The 16,343-nt window shown below is 38.2% G+C and carries 13 protein-coding genes; 6 read left to right on the plus strand and 7 right to left on the minus strand.

The window, feature by feature from the left end:
* Positions 1-1,317: 1,317 nt before the first annotated feature.
* Genes BTR_RS01040 through BTR_RS01050 form a run of 3 tightly spaced genes read right to left on the minus strand, consistent with a single transcriptional unit; the run spans position 1,318 to position 3,873 of the window.
* The gene (locus BTR_RS01040) at positions 1,318-2,238 is read right to left on the minus strand and encodes a metal ABC transporter solute-binding protein, Zn/Mn family (protein ID WP_012230592.1); all 921 of its coding nucleotides are present in this window, start codon (positions 2,236-2,238) and stop codon (positions 1,318-1,320) included.
* Between the two features lie 9 nt (positions 2,239-2,247).
* Positions 2,248-3,117, minus strand: a complete 870-nt coding sequence (locus BTR_RS01045; protein ID WP_012230600.1) for a metal ABC transporter permease — start codon at positions 3,115-3,117, stop codon at positions 2,248-2,250.
* A gap of 3 nt (positions 3,118-3,120) precedes the next feature.
* Complete coding sequence (locus tag BTR_RS01050; protein WP_038473202.1) at positions 3,121-3,873, minus strand: ABC transporter ATP-binding protein; 753 nt, start codon at positions 3,871-3,873, stop codon at positions 3,121-3,123.
* Between the two features lie 678 nt (positions 3,874-4,551).
* Here BTR_RS01050 and nrdH point away from each other — a divergent pair.
* From nrdH to nrdF, 4 genes are read left to right on the plus strand one after another with little or no spacing between them, the layout of a single operon-like run.
* Complete coding sequence (gene nrdH / locus BTR_RS01055) at positions 4,552-4,776, plus strand: glutaredoxin-like protein NrdH (RefSeq protein ID WP_005774163.1); 225 nt, start codon at positions 4,552-4,554, stop codon at positions 4,774-4,776.
* Positions 4,776-5,174, plus strand: coding sequence for a class Ib ribonucleoside-diphosphate reductase assembly flavoprotein NrdI (nrdI, locus tag BTR_RS01060; RefSeq protein WP_012230603.1), 399 nt, complete (start codon positions 4,776-4,778; stop codon positions 5,172-5,174). Before nrdH ends, nrdI begins: the two co-directional genes overlap by 1 nt.
* Positions 5,156-7,306, plus strand: coding sequence for a class 1b ribonucleoside-diphosphate reductase subunit alpha (nrdE, locus tag BTR_RS01065; protein WP_012230604.1), 2,151 nt, complete (start codon positions 5,156-5,158; stop codon positions 7,304-7,306). The genes nrdI and nrdE overlap by 19 nt, the downstream gene beginning before the upstream one ends.
* Before the next feature lie 11 nt (positions 7,307-7,317).
* The gene (gene nrdF, locus BTR_RS01070; RefSeq protein WP_012230605.1) at positions 7,318-8,292 is read left to right on the plus strand and encodes a class 1b ribonucleoside-diphosphate reductase subunit beta; all 975 of its coding nucleotides are present in this window, start codon (positions 7,318-7,320) and stop codon (positions 8,290-8,292) included.
* Here nrdF and prmC read toward each other — a convergent pair.
* From prmC to secA, 4 genes are all read right to left on the minus strand, one after another.
* Entirely contained in the window at positions 8,289-9,155 is an 867-nt protein-coding gene (gene prmC, locus BTR_RS01075) for a peptide chain release factor N(5)-glutamine methyltransferase (protein ID WP_012230606.1), read from the minus strand. The two genes, nrdF and prmC, sit on opposite strands and share 4 nt — an antisense overlap.
* Positions 9,152-10,228 (minus strand): peptide chain release factor 1, encoded by a 1,077-nt coding sequence (prfA, locus tag BTR_RS01080; RefSeq protein ID WP_012230607.1) that lies wholly within the window; start codon positions 10,226-10,228, stop codon positions 9,152-9,154. Before prfA ends, prmC begins: the two co-directional genes overlap by 4 nt.
* 224 nt (positions 10,229-10,452) lie before the next feature.
* Positions 10,453-10,944 (minus strand): Fur family transcriptional regulator, encoded by a 492-nt coding sequence (locus BTR_RS01085; RefSeq protein ID WP_038473204.1) that lies wholly within the window; start codon positions 10,942-10,944, stop codon positions 10,453-10,455.
* A complete protein-coding gene (secA, locus tag BTR_RS01090; protein WP_012230610.1) occupies positions 10,883-13,600 on the minus strand; it encodes a preprotein translocase subunit SecA in 2,718 nt (905 codons plus the stop codon). Before secA ends, BTR_RS01085 begins: the two co-directional genes overlap by 62 nt.
* Positions 13,601-14,024: 424 nt before the next feature.
* Between secA and BTR_RS01095 the strand changes: the two genes are divergently transcribed.
* The gene (locus BTR_RS01095; RefSeq protein ID WP_012230611.1) at positions 14,025-14,978 is read left to right on the plus strand and encodes a peptidylprolyl isomerase; all 954 of its coding nucleotides are present in this window, start codon (positions 14,025-14,027) and stop codon (positions 14,976-14,978) included.
* A gap of 126 nt (positions 14,979-15,104) precedes the next feature.
* The gene (gene argJ, locus BTR_RS01100) at positions 15,105-16,337 is read left to right on the plus strand and encodes a bifunctional glutamate N-acetyltransferase/amino-acid acetyltransferase ArgJ (protein ID WP_012230612.1); all 1,233 of its coding nucleotides are present in this window, start codon (positions 15,105-15,107) and stop codon (positions 16,335-16,337) included.
* The last annotated feature ends 6 nt before the right edge of the window (positions 16,338-16,343 follow it).

Genomic DNA, 16,343 nt, shown 5'->3' on the forward strand with positions numbered 1-16,343 from the left:
TGTTGGAAAACTCATATGAAGAAATTCTATCTCTTTACGATTTGTAAGAAGAATATTATTTTTAAATATCATAAAGTTTTTTATTGAAATTAATATGGATAACAATTTATTAACCATATTTTTGCTGATTGAGAAAAGTGTTTTGTTCATAAAAACAGAATCTTATCATCTATTTTCTGATGTAATAATTTATATATCTTATAAGAATGAATAAGAAAAATAGAGAGAAAAAGTTATTCACAAATAGTGGAGTCAGGTACCCCATATCTTCGCTGTGATCAGTGATATAAAAAATCTACTTTATCCATAAAAATAGGACAGTATTCTGGATAGTTTGTACAAAAATAAGTACGTTCTATTTAACAGCAATAGATTGATTTATAATAATAATTCACTATTTTGAGTGTTGAGTGAGAATCCCGAAAACCATAAGTTTCCTCATTTTAAATCTGTTCCATGTTGAATCAATCAAAATTATTCGCTTGGCCTTTACAAGCGGAGTCATGTGGATAAAAAACTATTAAGAAAGGAGTTTAAATACTTCTTATGAATTGTCTCGAGGCAAAGGCTGTAACAACACGCTCGAGCTTGTAAATAGCGTGATGGTGCCGGCTTTCTTCTTCATAAATGTAAAGATAGAGGGCTCAATGGATTTATCATTATGCTATTCATGGGCACCGTAAAAAAAATGGGTTTGAGTACATGAAAAGATGTCTCTTAGCATCATCTTTTAATTTAGCATTATGGTTTTCAAAAATATCTGAGGCAATTTCTCTAAACAATGAAGATTACGCATTGCCGTACGTTTTTGTTTATCACATTCTTTGAATGGGATCGCACTTCTCATCCGTAAAAAATGGCTCAACCAGAACGCTATTGGGGCGCCAATTTACGCATTTGTTTGAAAATTTTTCAAGGTTATTCCAACCTATTTTTTCATACAATCGTCTAGGTGGTATAACATGAACTCCACTATGCCTTGCTATTTTTGTACTTATACAACAAGACACATTATACTCTATGCCAGTCTCTAATGTTGCCAATAGTGTTGTTCTGAGATTCTTTATAAGAGGGCATTTTTCTCAAGTGTTTTTATTCATATGCTAATCCTAATTGTATGTCATAAGTGGAGCTTCTATGTAGATAAAACACTTTAAGAAAAAAATAAAAATGCTTTTTATAAAATTGTTTCCAGTGTCAAAAAGTATAGCAAAAGAAACGTTGGAAAATAGCATAATAATGCTCGCGGTTTGGGTGCCATGAGGTAATAAATCCACTTGTGATTTTACGAATTTTTTTCTTATATAAAAAGATTTTTTAATGTTTAGTGATGGCATCAATGATGGTATTCACATTATGCTTCATCATATCGAGATACGTTGCGGCAGGGCCATTTTCATCTGATAATGCATCAGAATAAAGGGTTCCACCAATTTTTAAACTTGTTTCTTTTGAAATTTGTTTGATGAGACGGGGATTAGAGATATTTTCAACGAACAATGCTGCTGCCTTATTCGCTTTAATTTGTTTAATAAGTTTAGCAACATCGGCGGCGGTTGCTTCAGCTTCTGTTGAAGCGCTTTGGGGGGCAAGGATAGTGAAGCCATATTCTTTGGCAAAATAGCCAAAAGCATCATGAGATGTGATAATGATACGTTTGTCTTGAGGGATGGTAGCAATTTTTGTTTTTAGGGTATTTTGTACTGTTTTAAGCTTTTTGATGTAGGTTTCGGCATTTTTATTATAGCGCGTACAAGATTGTAGATCAATTTTGCAAAAAGCAGCAGCGATATTCTTTACATAGATTTCGATATTGGGAATTGTTTGCCAAGCATGCGGATCAATAATGCCGTGATGGTGGTGATGGGCGCCATGTTCTTGATTTTTCATTTTAAGGGGAGGAATGTTAGCACTAACCTCGACAAGAAGTGCTTTTGTCCCGCTGGCTGTGATGAGGCGGTCAATGAATCCTTCTAAATGAAGTCCATTGATAAAAATAATCTGAGCGTTTCTAAGAGCTTGAGCGTCAAGGGGAGTAGGTTCATAAGTGTGGGTATTCGCATTGGGTCCTACAAAAGTGGTCATAGAGATATTGTTGCCTCCTACATTTTTTATGAGATCGGCAAGAATAGAAAAGCTTGCAACAACTTTTATTTTATTGTGTGCAGAAGCAGAAAAGGGAGAAAGGGCAAACAATAAAGCACCAAGCAGAACAAATTTTTGAGTGAACTTAGGCATAGTTTTTCCTTAAAGTGAGGAAGTATAAAAGAGATGGGGAAACCATGTTACAATAAAACCGCGTGGACTTATGAGGCAGGAAATAAGGTAAATAAATCCTGCGGCAATGATGATAGCAGGGCCAGAGGGAAGTGAGAGATGAAAAGAAAGTAGAAGACCACATACACTAGAAATGATTCCAAAAAGAATGGAAAGCACACAAATAGGGACTAAGCGTGAAAACCAGAAACGGGCTGTAATTGCTGGAATCATCATAATGCCAACGGAAAGTAATGTTCCTAGGGATTGAAAGCCCCCAACCAGATTCAACACCACCAGTCCAAGCAATGAAATATGAATATATTTACTCAATGGAGAGAGTGATTTAAAAAAGAGGGGGTCAAAGCTTTCTAAGACAAGCGCACGCCAGAAAATAAAAAGGCTGCAAAGTGTAATCAGCATTATGGTGGTGATCAACCAAAGAGCTTGTGTATCAATCGCAAGAACCGATCCAAATAAGAGATGAAGCAGTTCAATGGTTGAATTTTTCAGTGAGATAATAATGATACCTGCTGCAAGTGCAATAAGATAGAAGACGGTCATAGATGCATCTTCTTTCTGAAAACTATTTCGTGAAATTAAAACGGTTGCTAAAGCAACAATAATGCCAGCAAAAATACCACCAAGTGTCATAGATATAAGGGAGAAGCCGCAAATGAGAAAAGCAGTTGCAACACCAGGAAGAATGGCATGAGAGATAGCATCTCCTGTCAAACTCATTCCACGAAGCATCAAAAATACACCAACAGGACAAGCGCTAATAGAGAGGAGAATAGAGCCGATAAGGGCGTTTTGCATAAAGTGGAAATCAACAAAGGGGGCAAGAAAAAATGCATACACGTCTTATAACCTAAGAAAGAGAGAATCATTAATAGGAGGGAGGTGATTTTGTGTACGAATACACAAAGAGTTAGAAGCGAGAGGGGGCATGACGTGGTGAATGGTGTTGTCGAAAAACTGTGTTGTTTCTCCATAAAAGGCATTTTGTTGATTAATGTGAATCATTTGAGGAAAAAATTCTTGCACGACGAGAGGGTCATGGAGTGCTGTGAGAACGGTGCGTCCTTGCTGTTTCCAGTATGTGATCAATGCAAGAAGGTCTTTTTGAGTATTGCGGTCGATACCATTGAAAGGTTCATCAAGCAAGATAATATCGGCATTTTGTACAATGATACGTGCAAAAAGGGCGCGTTGTAATTGCCCACCTGATAATGTTTCAAGTGAACGAGTAGCAAGTGCTGTGAGTCCAACCATTTCAAGCGCATTCTGAATCTTGGAATCATAAGGGCGTTGGTTTTTCCATAATCCACAAAAGGACCATAATCCTGTTTTGATAAGCGTTTTCACATCAATGGGAAATGTTTGGTCTATATCACATTGCTGAGCAAGATAAGCAATACGGCTTTTTTGGGGTTTTGTAATTTTCCCCTTAAGAGGTTTAATCAATCCAGCGATGGCTTTGAGCAATGTTGATTTTCCAGCGCCGTTATCACCCGTTATTGCAATCAAGGAACCCGCTTTGAACTTTGCTGAAAAGCCCTTGATCGTTATTCTATTCCCATAGCCTAATGTTGTCTTTTTAAAGTGCAGATCCATAACGTATACCATCGTTGCTTATTACTTTGAAAATTATGTAATAATATAACGTTTGTCAATAAAATGTTATATTATTACATAATTTTTGAGTGCTGAATATTTTAGTGGGAAGATCGTGGACAATTCAAAATAATGGTCGAATTTTTCTTGACGAAAGAGCGAGAGTATATACTATATATAGTATCAAAATGATTGGTGATTCTAAATAAGCACAAGAGAGGGTGTTAGTGTGTTTCGTTTGGTATCTAAGTTATTTCCAATATTATCGTAAAAGTTTGTTGAGCAAGAGTAGAGCGATATTCTTGCTGAAAGGTCTCTTTTGGAAGGATTTCCTTTCATTTTTGTAATTGATTTTTGCCGTAAAAGAGTAAAACAGAACTCTTGAAAACGGTGGTTTAGAACGTTAGTTTTTTAGACAGCAGGAGGGAATTGTGTGCCAAGCAAAAGATTGTTTTATAACTGGGAGTCATTTAAGTTGTAGAGCAATCGCTTATTCTCATCATAGTTTTTGAAGTTATTTGATGAGAGATTCCGTTATTTTCAAAAAGCTGTGTGCTATTTGAAAATAATCACACGTTTTGCGTACAATTTCTGTTGTTTGTTATTCTTGAGTACCTATAAAATTATTAGATTGACTCTTTTAGGGTTGATTGTTTTGAATTGTGAAAGTTGAAGAAAATGTCGATCACTATTTATAGCAAACCATCTTGTGTTCAATGTGATGCTACACGCCGTGCTTTTGATGCAAAGGGCATTCATTATCGTGTTGTTGATATTTCTTGTGATGAACAAGCATACAGTTTTGTTCAATCTCTGGGGTATCGTCAAGTTCCTGTCGTTGTTTGTGGTGAGAATCATTGGTCTGGTTTTAGACCAGATATGATTAGTGGTCTTTGTGCTTAATGGGGCTTATTGTTTATTATTCGAGTGCAACGGGTAATACAGAACATTTTGTCTCGCAGCTTGGTCAACGACTCTTCAAAATTGATAAAAGAAAGCCCTCTGCATTCGTTGGTGAACCTTATGTATTGGTTGTTCCTACCTATGCAGATGGAGAAGGAAGAGGGGCGGTGCCGAAAGCCGTTATTCATTTTCTTAATGAAGCTGAGAACCGCAAGTTAATTCGTGGTGTTATTGGCAGTGGGAATCGTAATTTTGGTCGCTATTATAGTTTAGCCAGTAAGATCATTGCTGAAAAATGTGGTGTCCCTTGCCTTTACCGTTTTGAGCTGCGTGGCACTGATGAAGACGTTATTTGTGTAAAAAAGGGATTGGAAAGATTTTGGAAACAATTGGGATAGAAAAGTCGCAGAAATCCGATCAGATTACGGATTATCATGCGCTGAATGCAATGCTTAATCTTTATGATGAAAATGGTCATATCCAATTTGATATGGATCGGCTTGCTGCACGGCAATATTTTCTTCAGCATGTTAATCAAAATACAGTTTTTTTTCATAATCTGAAGGAAAAAATAGATTACTTAATAGAGGAAGGCTATTATGAAAAAGCTTTATTTGAGCTTTATGATTTTTCTTTCATTAAAAAGCTTTTTAAACGCGCTTATGCATTTAAATTTCGTTTTCCTACCTTTCTAGGCGCATTTAAATACTATACCAGCTATACGCTAAAGACTTTTGATGGGAAGCGTTATCTTGAACGTTATGAAGATCGTATCTGTCTGGTGTCCTTATATTTAGCACAAGGGAATAAAGCTCTTGCTGAAAGTTTTGTGGATGAGATTATTACGGGGCGTTTTCAACCAGCAACGCCAACATTTTTAAATGCTGGAAAAAAACAACGTGGTGAATTGGTTTCGTGTTTTTTGCTCCGTGTTGAAGATAATATGGAATCGATAGGTCGTGCGGTTAATTCGGCTTTGCAGCTTTCAAAACGCGGTGGAGGTGTGGCACTTTGTTTAACAAATTTGCGGGAGGCTGGAGCACCAATTAAGCAAATAGAAAATCAATCATCTGGTGTTTTACCGGTGATGAAACTTTTGGAAGATTCTTTTTCTTATGCCAATCAGCTTGGGGCACGACAGGGAGCTGGAGCTGTTTATTTGCATGCACATCATTTAGATATTATGAAGTTTTTGGATACAAAGCGTGAAAATGCTGATGAAAAAGTTAGAATAAAAACGCTTTCGCTTGGTGTGGTTATTCCTGATATTACTTTTGAGCTTGCTCGGAATAATGAGGATATGTATCTCTTCTCGTCTTATGATATTGAGCGTGTGACAGGCAAACCCTTTAGCGATATTTCTTTAACGGAGCATTATCGCTCTTTTGTTGATAATGCAAAGATTCGTAAGAAGAAAATAAGTGCACGCGTTTTTTTTCAGACATTAGCGGAAATTCAATTTGAGTCTGGTTATCCTTATATTTTATTTGAGGACACTGCTAATCGATCAAATCCGATTGCTGGACGCATAAGTATGAGCAATTTATGTTCAGAAATTTTGCAGGTGAGTGAGGCGAGTGAACTGGAGACAGATTTAACCTATCGCACGATTGGAAGTGATATATCCTGTAATCTTGGGTCAATGAATATTGCTAAAGCCATGGAAAGTCCTGATTTCGGACAGACGGTGGAATCTGCTGTTCGCGCTCTTACTGCGGTTTCGGATATGAGTAATATTGCTTGCGTGCCGTCCATTGCGAAAGGCAATGCTGAAAGTCATGCGATTGGTTTGGGACAGATGAATTTGCATGGGTTTTTAGCGCGTGAGCAGATCTATTATGGGTCTCCAGAAGCGATTGATTTTACTAATATCTATTTTTATATTGTGACATATCACGCCATACGGGTTTCCAATTTAATTGCGCGCGAACGACAAGAGATGTTTGCAGGGTTTGAGAAATCAGCTTATGCCGATGGACGTTTTTTCGAAAAATATATTGAAAAAGAATGGAAACCGCAATTTGCGCTTGTACAAGAGCTTTTTGCACGGAATAATATTGTTATCCCAGATCAAAAGGATTGGCAGGAACTCAAGAAACGCGTTATTAAGTATGGGCTTTATAACCGCAATTTGCAGGCAGTTCCTCCTACGGGATCTATTTCCTATATTAATCATGCCACTTCTTCTATTCATCCAATTGCTTCAAAAATTGAAATTCGCAAAGAGGGAAAAATTGGGCGCGTTTATTATCCCGCACCTTATATGGATAATACGAATTTGAATTTTTACCAAGATGCTTATGAGATTGGTCCTGAAAAAATTATAGATACCTATGCTGCTGCAACACAGCATGTTGATCAAGGTCTTTCGTTAACATTATTTTTTCCGGATACCGCGACCACACGTGATATTAACCGCGCACAAATTTATGCCTGGAAAAAGGGGATAAAGAGTATTTACTACGTGCGGTTGCGACAAGTCGCACTGAGTGGAACAGAAGTTGATGGCTGTGTTTCGTGCAGTTTATAGGAGGTCATCATATGACAAAGATTACAACCAAAAATCCTATTGTGTCTGCTGTTAATTGGAATAGATTACACGATGAGAAAGATCTTGAAGTATGGAACCGCTTAACTGGAAATTTTTGGTTGCCTGAGAAGGTTCCACTTTCCAATGATATTCCCTCATGGTCAAGTTTGACGGAAGAAGAACGTAAATTGACGATTCGTGTTTTTACGGGATTAACGCTTTTAGATACAATTCAAAATACTGTAGGAGCCATTTCTCTGCTGGCTGATGCGATAACAGAGCATGAGGAGGCTGTTTTAACGAATATTGCGTTTATGGAAGCGGTTCATGCACGTTCTTATTCCTCTATTTTTTCAACTCTTTGCTCGACGGTAGAAGTTGATGATGCATTTAGATGGTCAGAAGAAAATAGTCATTTACAGAAAAAGGCTCGATTAGTCCTTGAGCGTTATGAAGCAAATGATCCTCTCAAGAAGAAAATTGCCTCGACTTTGCTAGAAAGCTTTTTATTTTATTCTGGTTTTTATTTGCCCATGTATTGGGCCAGTCGCGCTAAGTTGACCAATACAGCAGACCTCATTCGACTAATCATTCGTGATGAAGCAGTCCATGGTTATTATATAGGGTATAAATTCCAATTGGGCTATGCAAAGCTTGAGGAAGCCAAAAGACAAGAAGTTAAAGATTTTGCTTTTAACTTGCTCTTTGACCTTTATAACATCGAGTGCAAATATACTGAAGATCTTTATGATTCCCTTGGATTGACGGAAGATGTGAAAATTTTTCTTCATTATAATGCCAACAAGGCTTTAATGAATTTGGGTTTCGAAGCCCTTTTCCCCCCTGAGGTTTGTCATGTTAACCCCGCTATTTTGGCTTCTTTATCACCAAACTCTGACGAAAATCATGACTTTTTTTCAGGAGCTGGTTCTTCTTATGTCATTGGTAAGGCAGTTGCTACCACGGATGATGATTGGGAATTTTAATGTTTGCACGCAAACAGAAGTGCGCGGGGTATCCCATTGAGATCTTTGCGCATTTCTAAACATTGAAAACCATTTTTTTTAAATAAATCGCAGACTTCTTTTTCTTGAGAGTAACCGATTTCAACAGCGATAGTGCCGTTTTCTTTTAAGTAGTTGGCGGCTTCATGGGCGAGCTTTCGATAAAAATCAAGCCCATCTTTTCCACCAATAAGAGCGCGCAATGGATCATGTAAGCGCACTTCTTTTGCAAGTTTATTGATATCTTTTTCCGGAATATAGGGTGGGTTGGAAACGATAAAATCAAAGCGATCTGTAACAGAATCAAACCAATCGCTAAGAAGAGGTGTGAAGCGATGTATGACGTCAGCATTTTTTGCATTTTTTGTAGCCGTTTTAAGGGCATCTTCAGAAATATCGACCGCCACTGCATAGGATTGGGGAATTTGTTTAAGAATGGCAATGGCAATGGCACCACTTCCTGTTCCCATATCAAGGAATGTTGTTTTTTTTGAATTTTTAACCTGTTTTTTGAGGAAAGGGAGAACAAGATCGATGAGTGTTTCTGTATCCGGACGGGGCTCTAACGTTTCTTGAGACAACGCGAAAGATATACCATAAAATTCTCGTGCTCCTATAATACGGTAGACGGGCTCTCCCGCAATACGGCGTTTTATAGCTTGTTCTATTTGTCTAATATGCTCAGAAGATAAATGCATATCTGGTTTAGAAATTCTTGTCGCAGCATTGATTCCTGTTATCCATTCAACGAGTACTTTCGCATCGAGATCGGCTTCTAAAATTCCTTTCGTGCGCAATTTTTCTTGCGTTTGTTGGATGACATTTTTGAAAGAATATTTGCTCAATTATTATCCATTTCCATGAGAAGTGCTGTTTGATGATCTGAGATGAGTGCATGAATAATCTCATCAAGATCTCCTTCCAAAATGCGATCAAGCTTGTACAGGGTCAGATTAATACGGTGATCGGTGACGCGCCCTTGTGGAAAATTATAGGTACGAATACGTTCTGAACGATCACCAGAGCCAACTTGGCTTTTACGAGAAGCTGAACGTTCACTTTCTACCTTTTGTCGTTCGATATCGAATAAGCGTGCCCTTAAAATTTGAAGAGCTCGTGCACGGTTTTGGTGTTGTGATTTTTCTGCTTGTACCACCATAATTCCTGTTGGAATATGGGTGATACGAACAGCTGAATCCGTTGTATTGACATGCTGTCCTCCTGCTCCAGATGCACGCATTGTATCGATACGAATATCTTCAGGACGAATGTCAATATCAATTTCTTCAGCCTCTGGAAGCACTGCAACGGTCGCTGCTGATGTATGGATACGTCCTCCAGTTTCTGTTTCTGGGATACGTTGCACACGATGGACACCTGATTCGTATTTTAATTTAGAAAAGACACCCTTTCCTGAGATGGTCGCAATAATCTCTTTATATCCACCAACTTCCCCCTCACTGAGTGAAATAACCTCTACTTTCCAATGATGAGCATGGGCATAACGTTCATACATGCGGAAAAGATCACCGGAAAAAAGTGCAGCTTCTGATCCACCCGTTCCTGCTCGAATTTCAACAATAGCGCTTTTTTCATCTGCTACATCTTTAGGCAAAAGCAAAATTTGGAGTTCTTTTTCAAGTTGCTCTACTTTTTTATGTAATGACGGTAGCTCTTCTTGAGCAAGATGACGCATCTCTATATCTGTTTGTTTATCGTTGATAATTGTTTCTAATTCTGTAATTTCTCCGTAAAGAGCATTTAATGCGCGTATAGAAGCAATAACGGGTTGTAGTTCTGCATATTCAGAAGCTAATTTGACATATGTTTCAGCATTTGGATTGGTCGTCATTTGGCTTTCAATTATTTCAAAGCGCTTTTCAAGCTGTTTTATGCGATCTTGTGGCAAAGAAACCATGATAATATTAGCCTAATTTTTCATAATACAATTTTTATAAATATTTTATTGCAATGCTTTTTTGTTATCACACTGGCAATGAATGACCGTACAGCATCATACAAAAAGGGGTAATAAAGCAGAAAAACTTTTTTGCCAATGAAAACTATTCTATTTTCAAGGTAAATTTTTATAAAATGCAGCCGGTCTGAGATGTTTTCATCTCATGGTATATAATCATCTTTTTAAGAGTTCTTTTTTCCGTAAAGTTCAAGACGATGATGAACAATATTATAGCCAAGGGATTTTGCAATTTCCTCTTGCAATTTTTCAATAACATCCGAATGAAACTCGATAACTTGTCCTGTTTCTATATCAATGAGATGATCATGATGTTGCCCATCTGCTTGCTCAAAACGAGATGGACCACCACTAAAGGTATGACGGTGAATTGTCCCATTGACTTCCAATTTTTTCATGGTTCGATAAACCGTTGAGAGTGAAATACTCGAATCTATTTTGTTTGCACGCTGAAAAATTTCAAATGCATTGGGATGATCATTTGTATCAGCCAAAATATCAAGAATAACACGCCGTTGGCGCGTTACTCTTAAACCAGCCGCGCGCAATTCTTGCTCATAGTTTCGTTTTTTATTCATCTTCATTGTTTGCTTTTCAAACAAAGGCTCCATGACAGTGTTTGTATTTCTTCTCTGAACCGCAAGGACAACGTTCATTACGTCCAACTTTTCCCCATGTGGTTACATCGTTGGGGTCACGGTCTTGTGGATTAACAAACCTATTTTCTTGTGATCGTGCCCATAAGGGGGGAGCATTTTCTTGATTTTGATCATTAAAAACAGAAGAATCAGCACCAGTTTGTTCAGGCATGGATGGCTCGGTAGGTTGTTGAATAATTTCAAAGCGCATAAGTTTAGAAGTGACAATCCGGCGCAAATTTTTCAACATACTTTGAAAGAGTTCAAAAGATTCTGTCTTATATTCATTGAGTGGATCGCGCTGCGCATAACCACGAAAACCAACAACAGAACGCAAATGGTCTAAACTGACCAGATTTTCACGCCATAGCGTGTCAATAGTTTCGAGCAATACTGCTTTTTGAAAATAAGCCATAACCTCTGGAGAATAGCGTTCAGTACGCTCATCTTCAAGTTTTGTAACAGCATCCAAGATACGCTCTAAAATTTGTTCCTCGGCAATCCCATCTTCTTTTGCCCATTCTTTCACAGGAAGCTCAAGATTAAAGAGTTGTTGAAGTTCTTCCTCGAGAGCTTTTACATCCCATTTTTCAGAATATGTCCCAGAGGGAATATAAGTCTCTACAAGATCTTCCACGACGTCATTGCGCATTTCATGGATCATTTCTGATAAATCATCTGCATTCATGACCTCCATACGCTGTTCAAAAATAACCTTGCGTTGATCATTCATAACATCATCATATTTTAGCAGATTTTTACGAATTTCAAAGTTCCGTGCTTCGACCTTTTTTTGTGCTTTTTCAAGGGCTTTATTAATCCACGGATGGATAATAGCTTCATTTTCTTTCAATCCAAGTTTTTGCAGCATACCATCCATACGGTTGGAGCCGAAGATACGCATAAGATCATCTTGAAGAGAGAGAAAGAATTTTGAGCGACCTGGATCACCTTGGCGCCCAGAACGTCCACGAAGCTGGTTATCAATACGACGGCTTTCATGGCGTTCAGTAGCGATAACGTAAAGCCCTCCAGCCGCTAAAGCTTTTTCTTTAAGTTGTTTGACATCTTTTTTGATTTCTTCAATTTTAGCTGTTCGCTCTGGACCTTCGGGGATATCCTGTAATTCTTGTCGGATGCGCATTTCAACATTACCACCAAGCTGGATATCCGTACCGCGTCCCGCCATGTTGGTTGCGATGGTGAGAGCTCCAGGAACACCTGCTTGCGCAATGATATATGCTTCTTGCTCGTGATAGCGAGCATTTAAGACTTTAAAATCGGTAATGCCTTCTTTTCGCAAACGCTCTGCCAACTGTTCTGACTTTTCAATCGAGGTTGTTCCAACAAGAATAGGCTGTTTTTTTTCGTGCGCTTGACGGATATCACGCACAATTGCCCGATATTTTTCTTCTGCTGTTCGGTAAATTTCATCATCTTCGTCAAGACGCTGTACGGGTAAATTGGTAGGGACTTCGACAACATCAAGGCCATAAATATTTCTGAATTCTTCGGCTTCTGTTGCTGCAGTTCCAGTCATTCCAGATAATTTTCTATACATACGGAAATAGTTTTGGAAAGTGATGGAGGCAAGTGTCTGATTTTCTGGTTGAATAGCAACATGCTCTTTAGCTTCTAAGGCTTGATGAAGCCCTTCAGAATAACGCCGTCCAGGCATCATTCGTCCTGTAAATTCGTCAATGATAACAATTTCATCATTTCGAACAATGTAATCTTTATCGCGAACAAACAGTTTATGGGCTTTTAGAGCATTATTAACATGATGAACGATAGCGACATTTTCTATGTCATAAAGACTTTCACCTTTAAGATACCCAGCTTGTTCGAGCATTTTTTCAATTTTTTCAGTACCAACTTCGGTAAAGGTCGTTGTTTTTTGTTTTTCATCTATTTCATAGTCTTCTGGAATTAAGGCAGGAATAAATGTGTCAATAAGGTTATAAAAGTCAGTACGATCTTCTAGAGGACCAGAAATAATAAGGGGCGTACGCGCTTCATCAATGAGAATAGAATCCACTTCATCGACAATTGCATAATGATGTCCTCGTTGAACCATTTGACTACGATCAAAAGCCATATTATCACGCAAGTAATCAAAACCTAGTTCATTATTTGTCGCATAGGTGATGTCACATGCATAGGCTGCTCTGCGGGCATCGCTATCAAGATCATGAAGAATCACACCCGTTGTCATCCCTAGAAAACTAAAAATTTTTCCCATTGTTTCAGCGTCACGACTGGCGAGATAATCGTTTACTGTCACAACATGAACACCTTTACCTTCCAATGCGTTGAGATAAATTGGTAGAGTTGCCATTAATGTTTTACCTTCACCGGTACGCATTTCAGCGATACCACAGTCATGAAGAACCATTCCACCAATAAGTTGTACGTCAAAAGGACGCATGTCATAAACACGTTTTGCAGCTTCACGAACCGTTGCAAACGCTTCCGGTAAGAGTGAATCAACATTTTCACCTTCACTAAGACGTTTACGAAAAGCATCTGTTTTCTGGCAAAGCTGTTCATCACTTAATTTTACGAATTGTTCCTCCAAAGCATTAATTTGTGCAACTTTTTGGCGGAGGACCTTGAGACGTCGCTCATAAGCTGAACCAAAAAACTTACGTGCAAAAACACCTAAACTGACCATCTCCGGCCCTTTCTTTTAATTGTTGTCACTCTTGTTGGGTCGTTCATATGCTCTCCCCATACTCTATATTTTCTTTAAGTTTTCTGATATAATGGAATGTAAATGGTACCATTATACTTGCTGCTGTGCAATTTTTCACTTTAAATTGTAAAGTAGAGATAAGAGGCTGAGTGCACGATGTCAACTTTAGGTATGCTGTTTAGCTGATACAATACAAAGTAATTTAACGATACAATATGTCATTTTTTTCTATTATCATGTTTTTCATGTGCATTAGATAGAGTTGGAGAAACTGAGATAAAAGAAAAATTTTATGCTTTTAAAAATAAAATGACTAATTTATTTCTCTATGTTTCAAGATTAAAGTGTTATGGTAAAGAGAATTGGAATCTTGAACCTGCCTTGCATTTTAAGGAGTATATTTATGAAATTTAACTTTATCACGCTGTTTTTAGCATCAACTTTATTGGCGAGTACAAGTTTAGGGGTGAGGGCCCAAGAAGGTTTGAATTCATCGTCGAGTGATTTAAAGACTTTAGAGAAAGCTTCTGAAAAAGCTGTTTCTCCTTCACATGTTATGGCCGTTATTGATGGGAAGAATATTACAGCAGGTCAATTGGATGATTTAGCGCTTGAAATAAATCCTAATTTAGCACGTTTTCCTGATGAGCAACGCCGCATTATGGTCTTAAAAGCTTATTTGGATATGCAGGCGCTTGCAAAAGCAGCAAGAAGCAAAGATCTTGATAAGACAGAAGCTTACAATAAACGTATGGCAGTTATGCGTGACAATGTGCTTCAACAGCTTTATTTTAAACAGGCGATTGTTGATAAAATTTCGGATACTGATTTGGAAGATCTTTACAAGCAAGAAATTGCTGCTTTACCTAAAGAGGATGAAGTTAAAGCCCGTCATATTTTGGTCAAAACGAGAAAAGAAGCAGAAGCTATCATTAAGCATTTAAATAAAGGCGAAAATTTTGAAGAGATTGCAAAGAAAAGTTCAACAGATGGTTCTGCTGCTGTTGGGGGTGATCTTGGTTATTTTAGTCACGGTCAAATGGTCAAGCCTTTTGAAGATGCAGCATTTGGTTTGAAAGTTGGCGAATACACGAAACAACCCGTTGAAAGTCCTTTTGGTTGGCATATTATTAAATTAGAAGATCGTCGTGTAAAGCAACCTCCTACATTTGATGAGGTTAAAGAAATGCTGCGTACACAGCTGATAAAAAAGCGCTATCAAGAACTCATTGTTGATTTACGGAGCAAGATAGATGTGAAATATCCTGATCCTAATGTGACAAAAATCATGGAATCGCTTAATCAAAATGGGACGCTTCTTCCCAATGAGACATCCGATGAAGAAGATACGGAATAACGAGGAAAAGTAAGTAGATAGCCTCTTTAATAGATCGTTTGCTAGGTTTGTTTTTTTAAACCTAGCAGTTTTCTATGAGAGGTTATTAATCTGCAATCATTTTATTTATTTTTTAGAAAGCATATTGTGGTTTTTAAAATATCTCCCTTGACGCCTCAAAATATCCAAGAGCTTTCCCCATTATCTGGTGTACGGATAGCAACAGCTAAAGCTGGGATTAAATATAAAGATCGTACAGATCTCCTTTTTATGGTATTCGATAAACCAGTGAGTGTGGCAGGTGTTTTTACACGTTCAAAATGTCCATCTGCTCCTGTAGAGCATTGTCGTGCATCGCTTCCCCATGGGGTTGCGAGGGGTGTTGTTGTGAATTCTGGAAATGCAAACGCTTTTACAGGAAGAAAAGGGAAGAACACAACCAATGAAATCGTCTTTGCAGCAGCGAACACTTTAAAGGTTAGAGAAAATGAAATTTTTATAGCTTCTACGGGTGTTATTGGTGAGCCAATGGATGCATCGGGTATTGTAAGTCTTTTACCAAGTATGGCAGAGACAGCAGAAAAGGGGAATTGGTTGGAAGCTGCAAAAGCCATAATGACAACAGACACATTTCCAAAACTTGCTACGCGTACTTTTGATTGTGGAGGGGAGAATGTTACCATTCATGGAATTGCAAAAGGTGCAGGTATGATTGCACCCGATATGGCAACAATGCTCTCGTTTGTGATCAGTGATGCGACTATTTCTTCGGATATGCTTCAATCTATGTTATCAGAAGCGGTTCAGGGTTCTTTCAATTCGATTACTGTCGATAGTGATACCTCAACCTCAGATACACTTATGTTGTTTGCAACAGGAAAAGAACATTTCCCATGCATTACAAGTCAATCTGATTCACGTTATAGCGTTTTTGTGAAACAATTGGGTGCGCTTCTGCATGAACTTGCACTCCAAGTTGTGTGTGATGGAGAAGGGGCGCGTCATTTAATTGAAGTGAATGTGACTGGTGCAACAACAGACAATGCTGCGAAAACGATTGCTTTATCAATTGCAAATTCACCGCTTGTAAAAACGGCTATTGCCGGTGAAGATGCAAATTGGGGACGAGTCGTTATGGCGGTCGGGAAGGCCGGTGTTGAAGTTGATCGTGATTTGTTGACGATTTGGTTTGGTGAGCATTGTGTGGCGGTGAATGGCGAACGAGATCCTACGTATTGTGAAGAAACAATAGGTGCTTATATGCAAGGTAAACACATCACAATTCGCGTTGATATCGGTTTGGGCGCTGGTGAGGCAACGGTTTGGTCTTGTGACTTAACAAAAGAGTACGTTATGATCAATAGCGATTACAGAAATTAACGGATG

Origin of the sequence: Bartonella tribocorum CIP 105476, assembly GCF_000196435.1 — a bacterium.
GTDB classification, from domain to species: domain Bacteria; phylum Pseudomonadota; class Alphaproteobacteria; order Rhizobiales; family Rhizobiaceae; genus Bartonella; species Bartonella tribocorum.

Coding starts and splice junctions, on each gene's coding strand:
- secA (WP_012230610.1), bottom strand. CDS start 13,600: ATGGTCAGTTTAGGTGTTTTTGCACGTAAGTTTTTTGGTTCAGCTTAT.
- nrdH (WP_005774163.1), top strand. CDS start 4,552: ATGTCGATCACTATTTATAGCAAACCATCTTGTGTTCAATGTGATGCT.
- BTR_RS01050 (WP_038473202.1), bottom strand. CDS start 3,873: ATGGATCTGCACTTTAAAAAGACAACATTAGGCTATGGGAATAGAATA.
- BTR_RS01040 (WP_012230592.1), bottom strand. CDS start 2,238: ATGCCTAAGTTCACTCAAAAATTTGTTCTGCTTGGTGCTTTATTGTTT.
- BTR_RS01095 (WP_012230611.1), top strand. CDS start 14,025: ATGAAATTTAACTTTATCACGCTGTTTTTAGCATCAACTTTATTGGCG.
- nrdF (WP_012230605.1), top strand. CDS start 7,318: ATGACAAAGATTACAACCAAAAATCCTATTGTGTCTGCTGTTAATTGG.
- prfA (WP_012230607.1), bottom strand. CDS start 10,228: ATGGTTTCTTTGCCACAAGATCGCATAAAACAGCTTGAAAAGCGCTTT.
- BTR_RS01085 (WP_038473204.1), bottom strand. CDS start 10,944: ATGAACGTTGTCCTTGCGGTTCAGAGAAGAAATACAAACACTGTCATG.
- nrdI (WP_012230603.1), top strand. CDS start 4,776: ATGGGGCTTATTGTTTATTATTCGAGTGCAACGGGTAATACAGAACAT.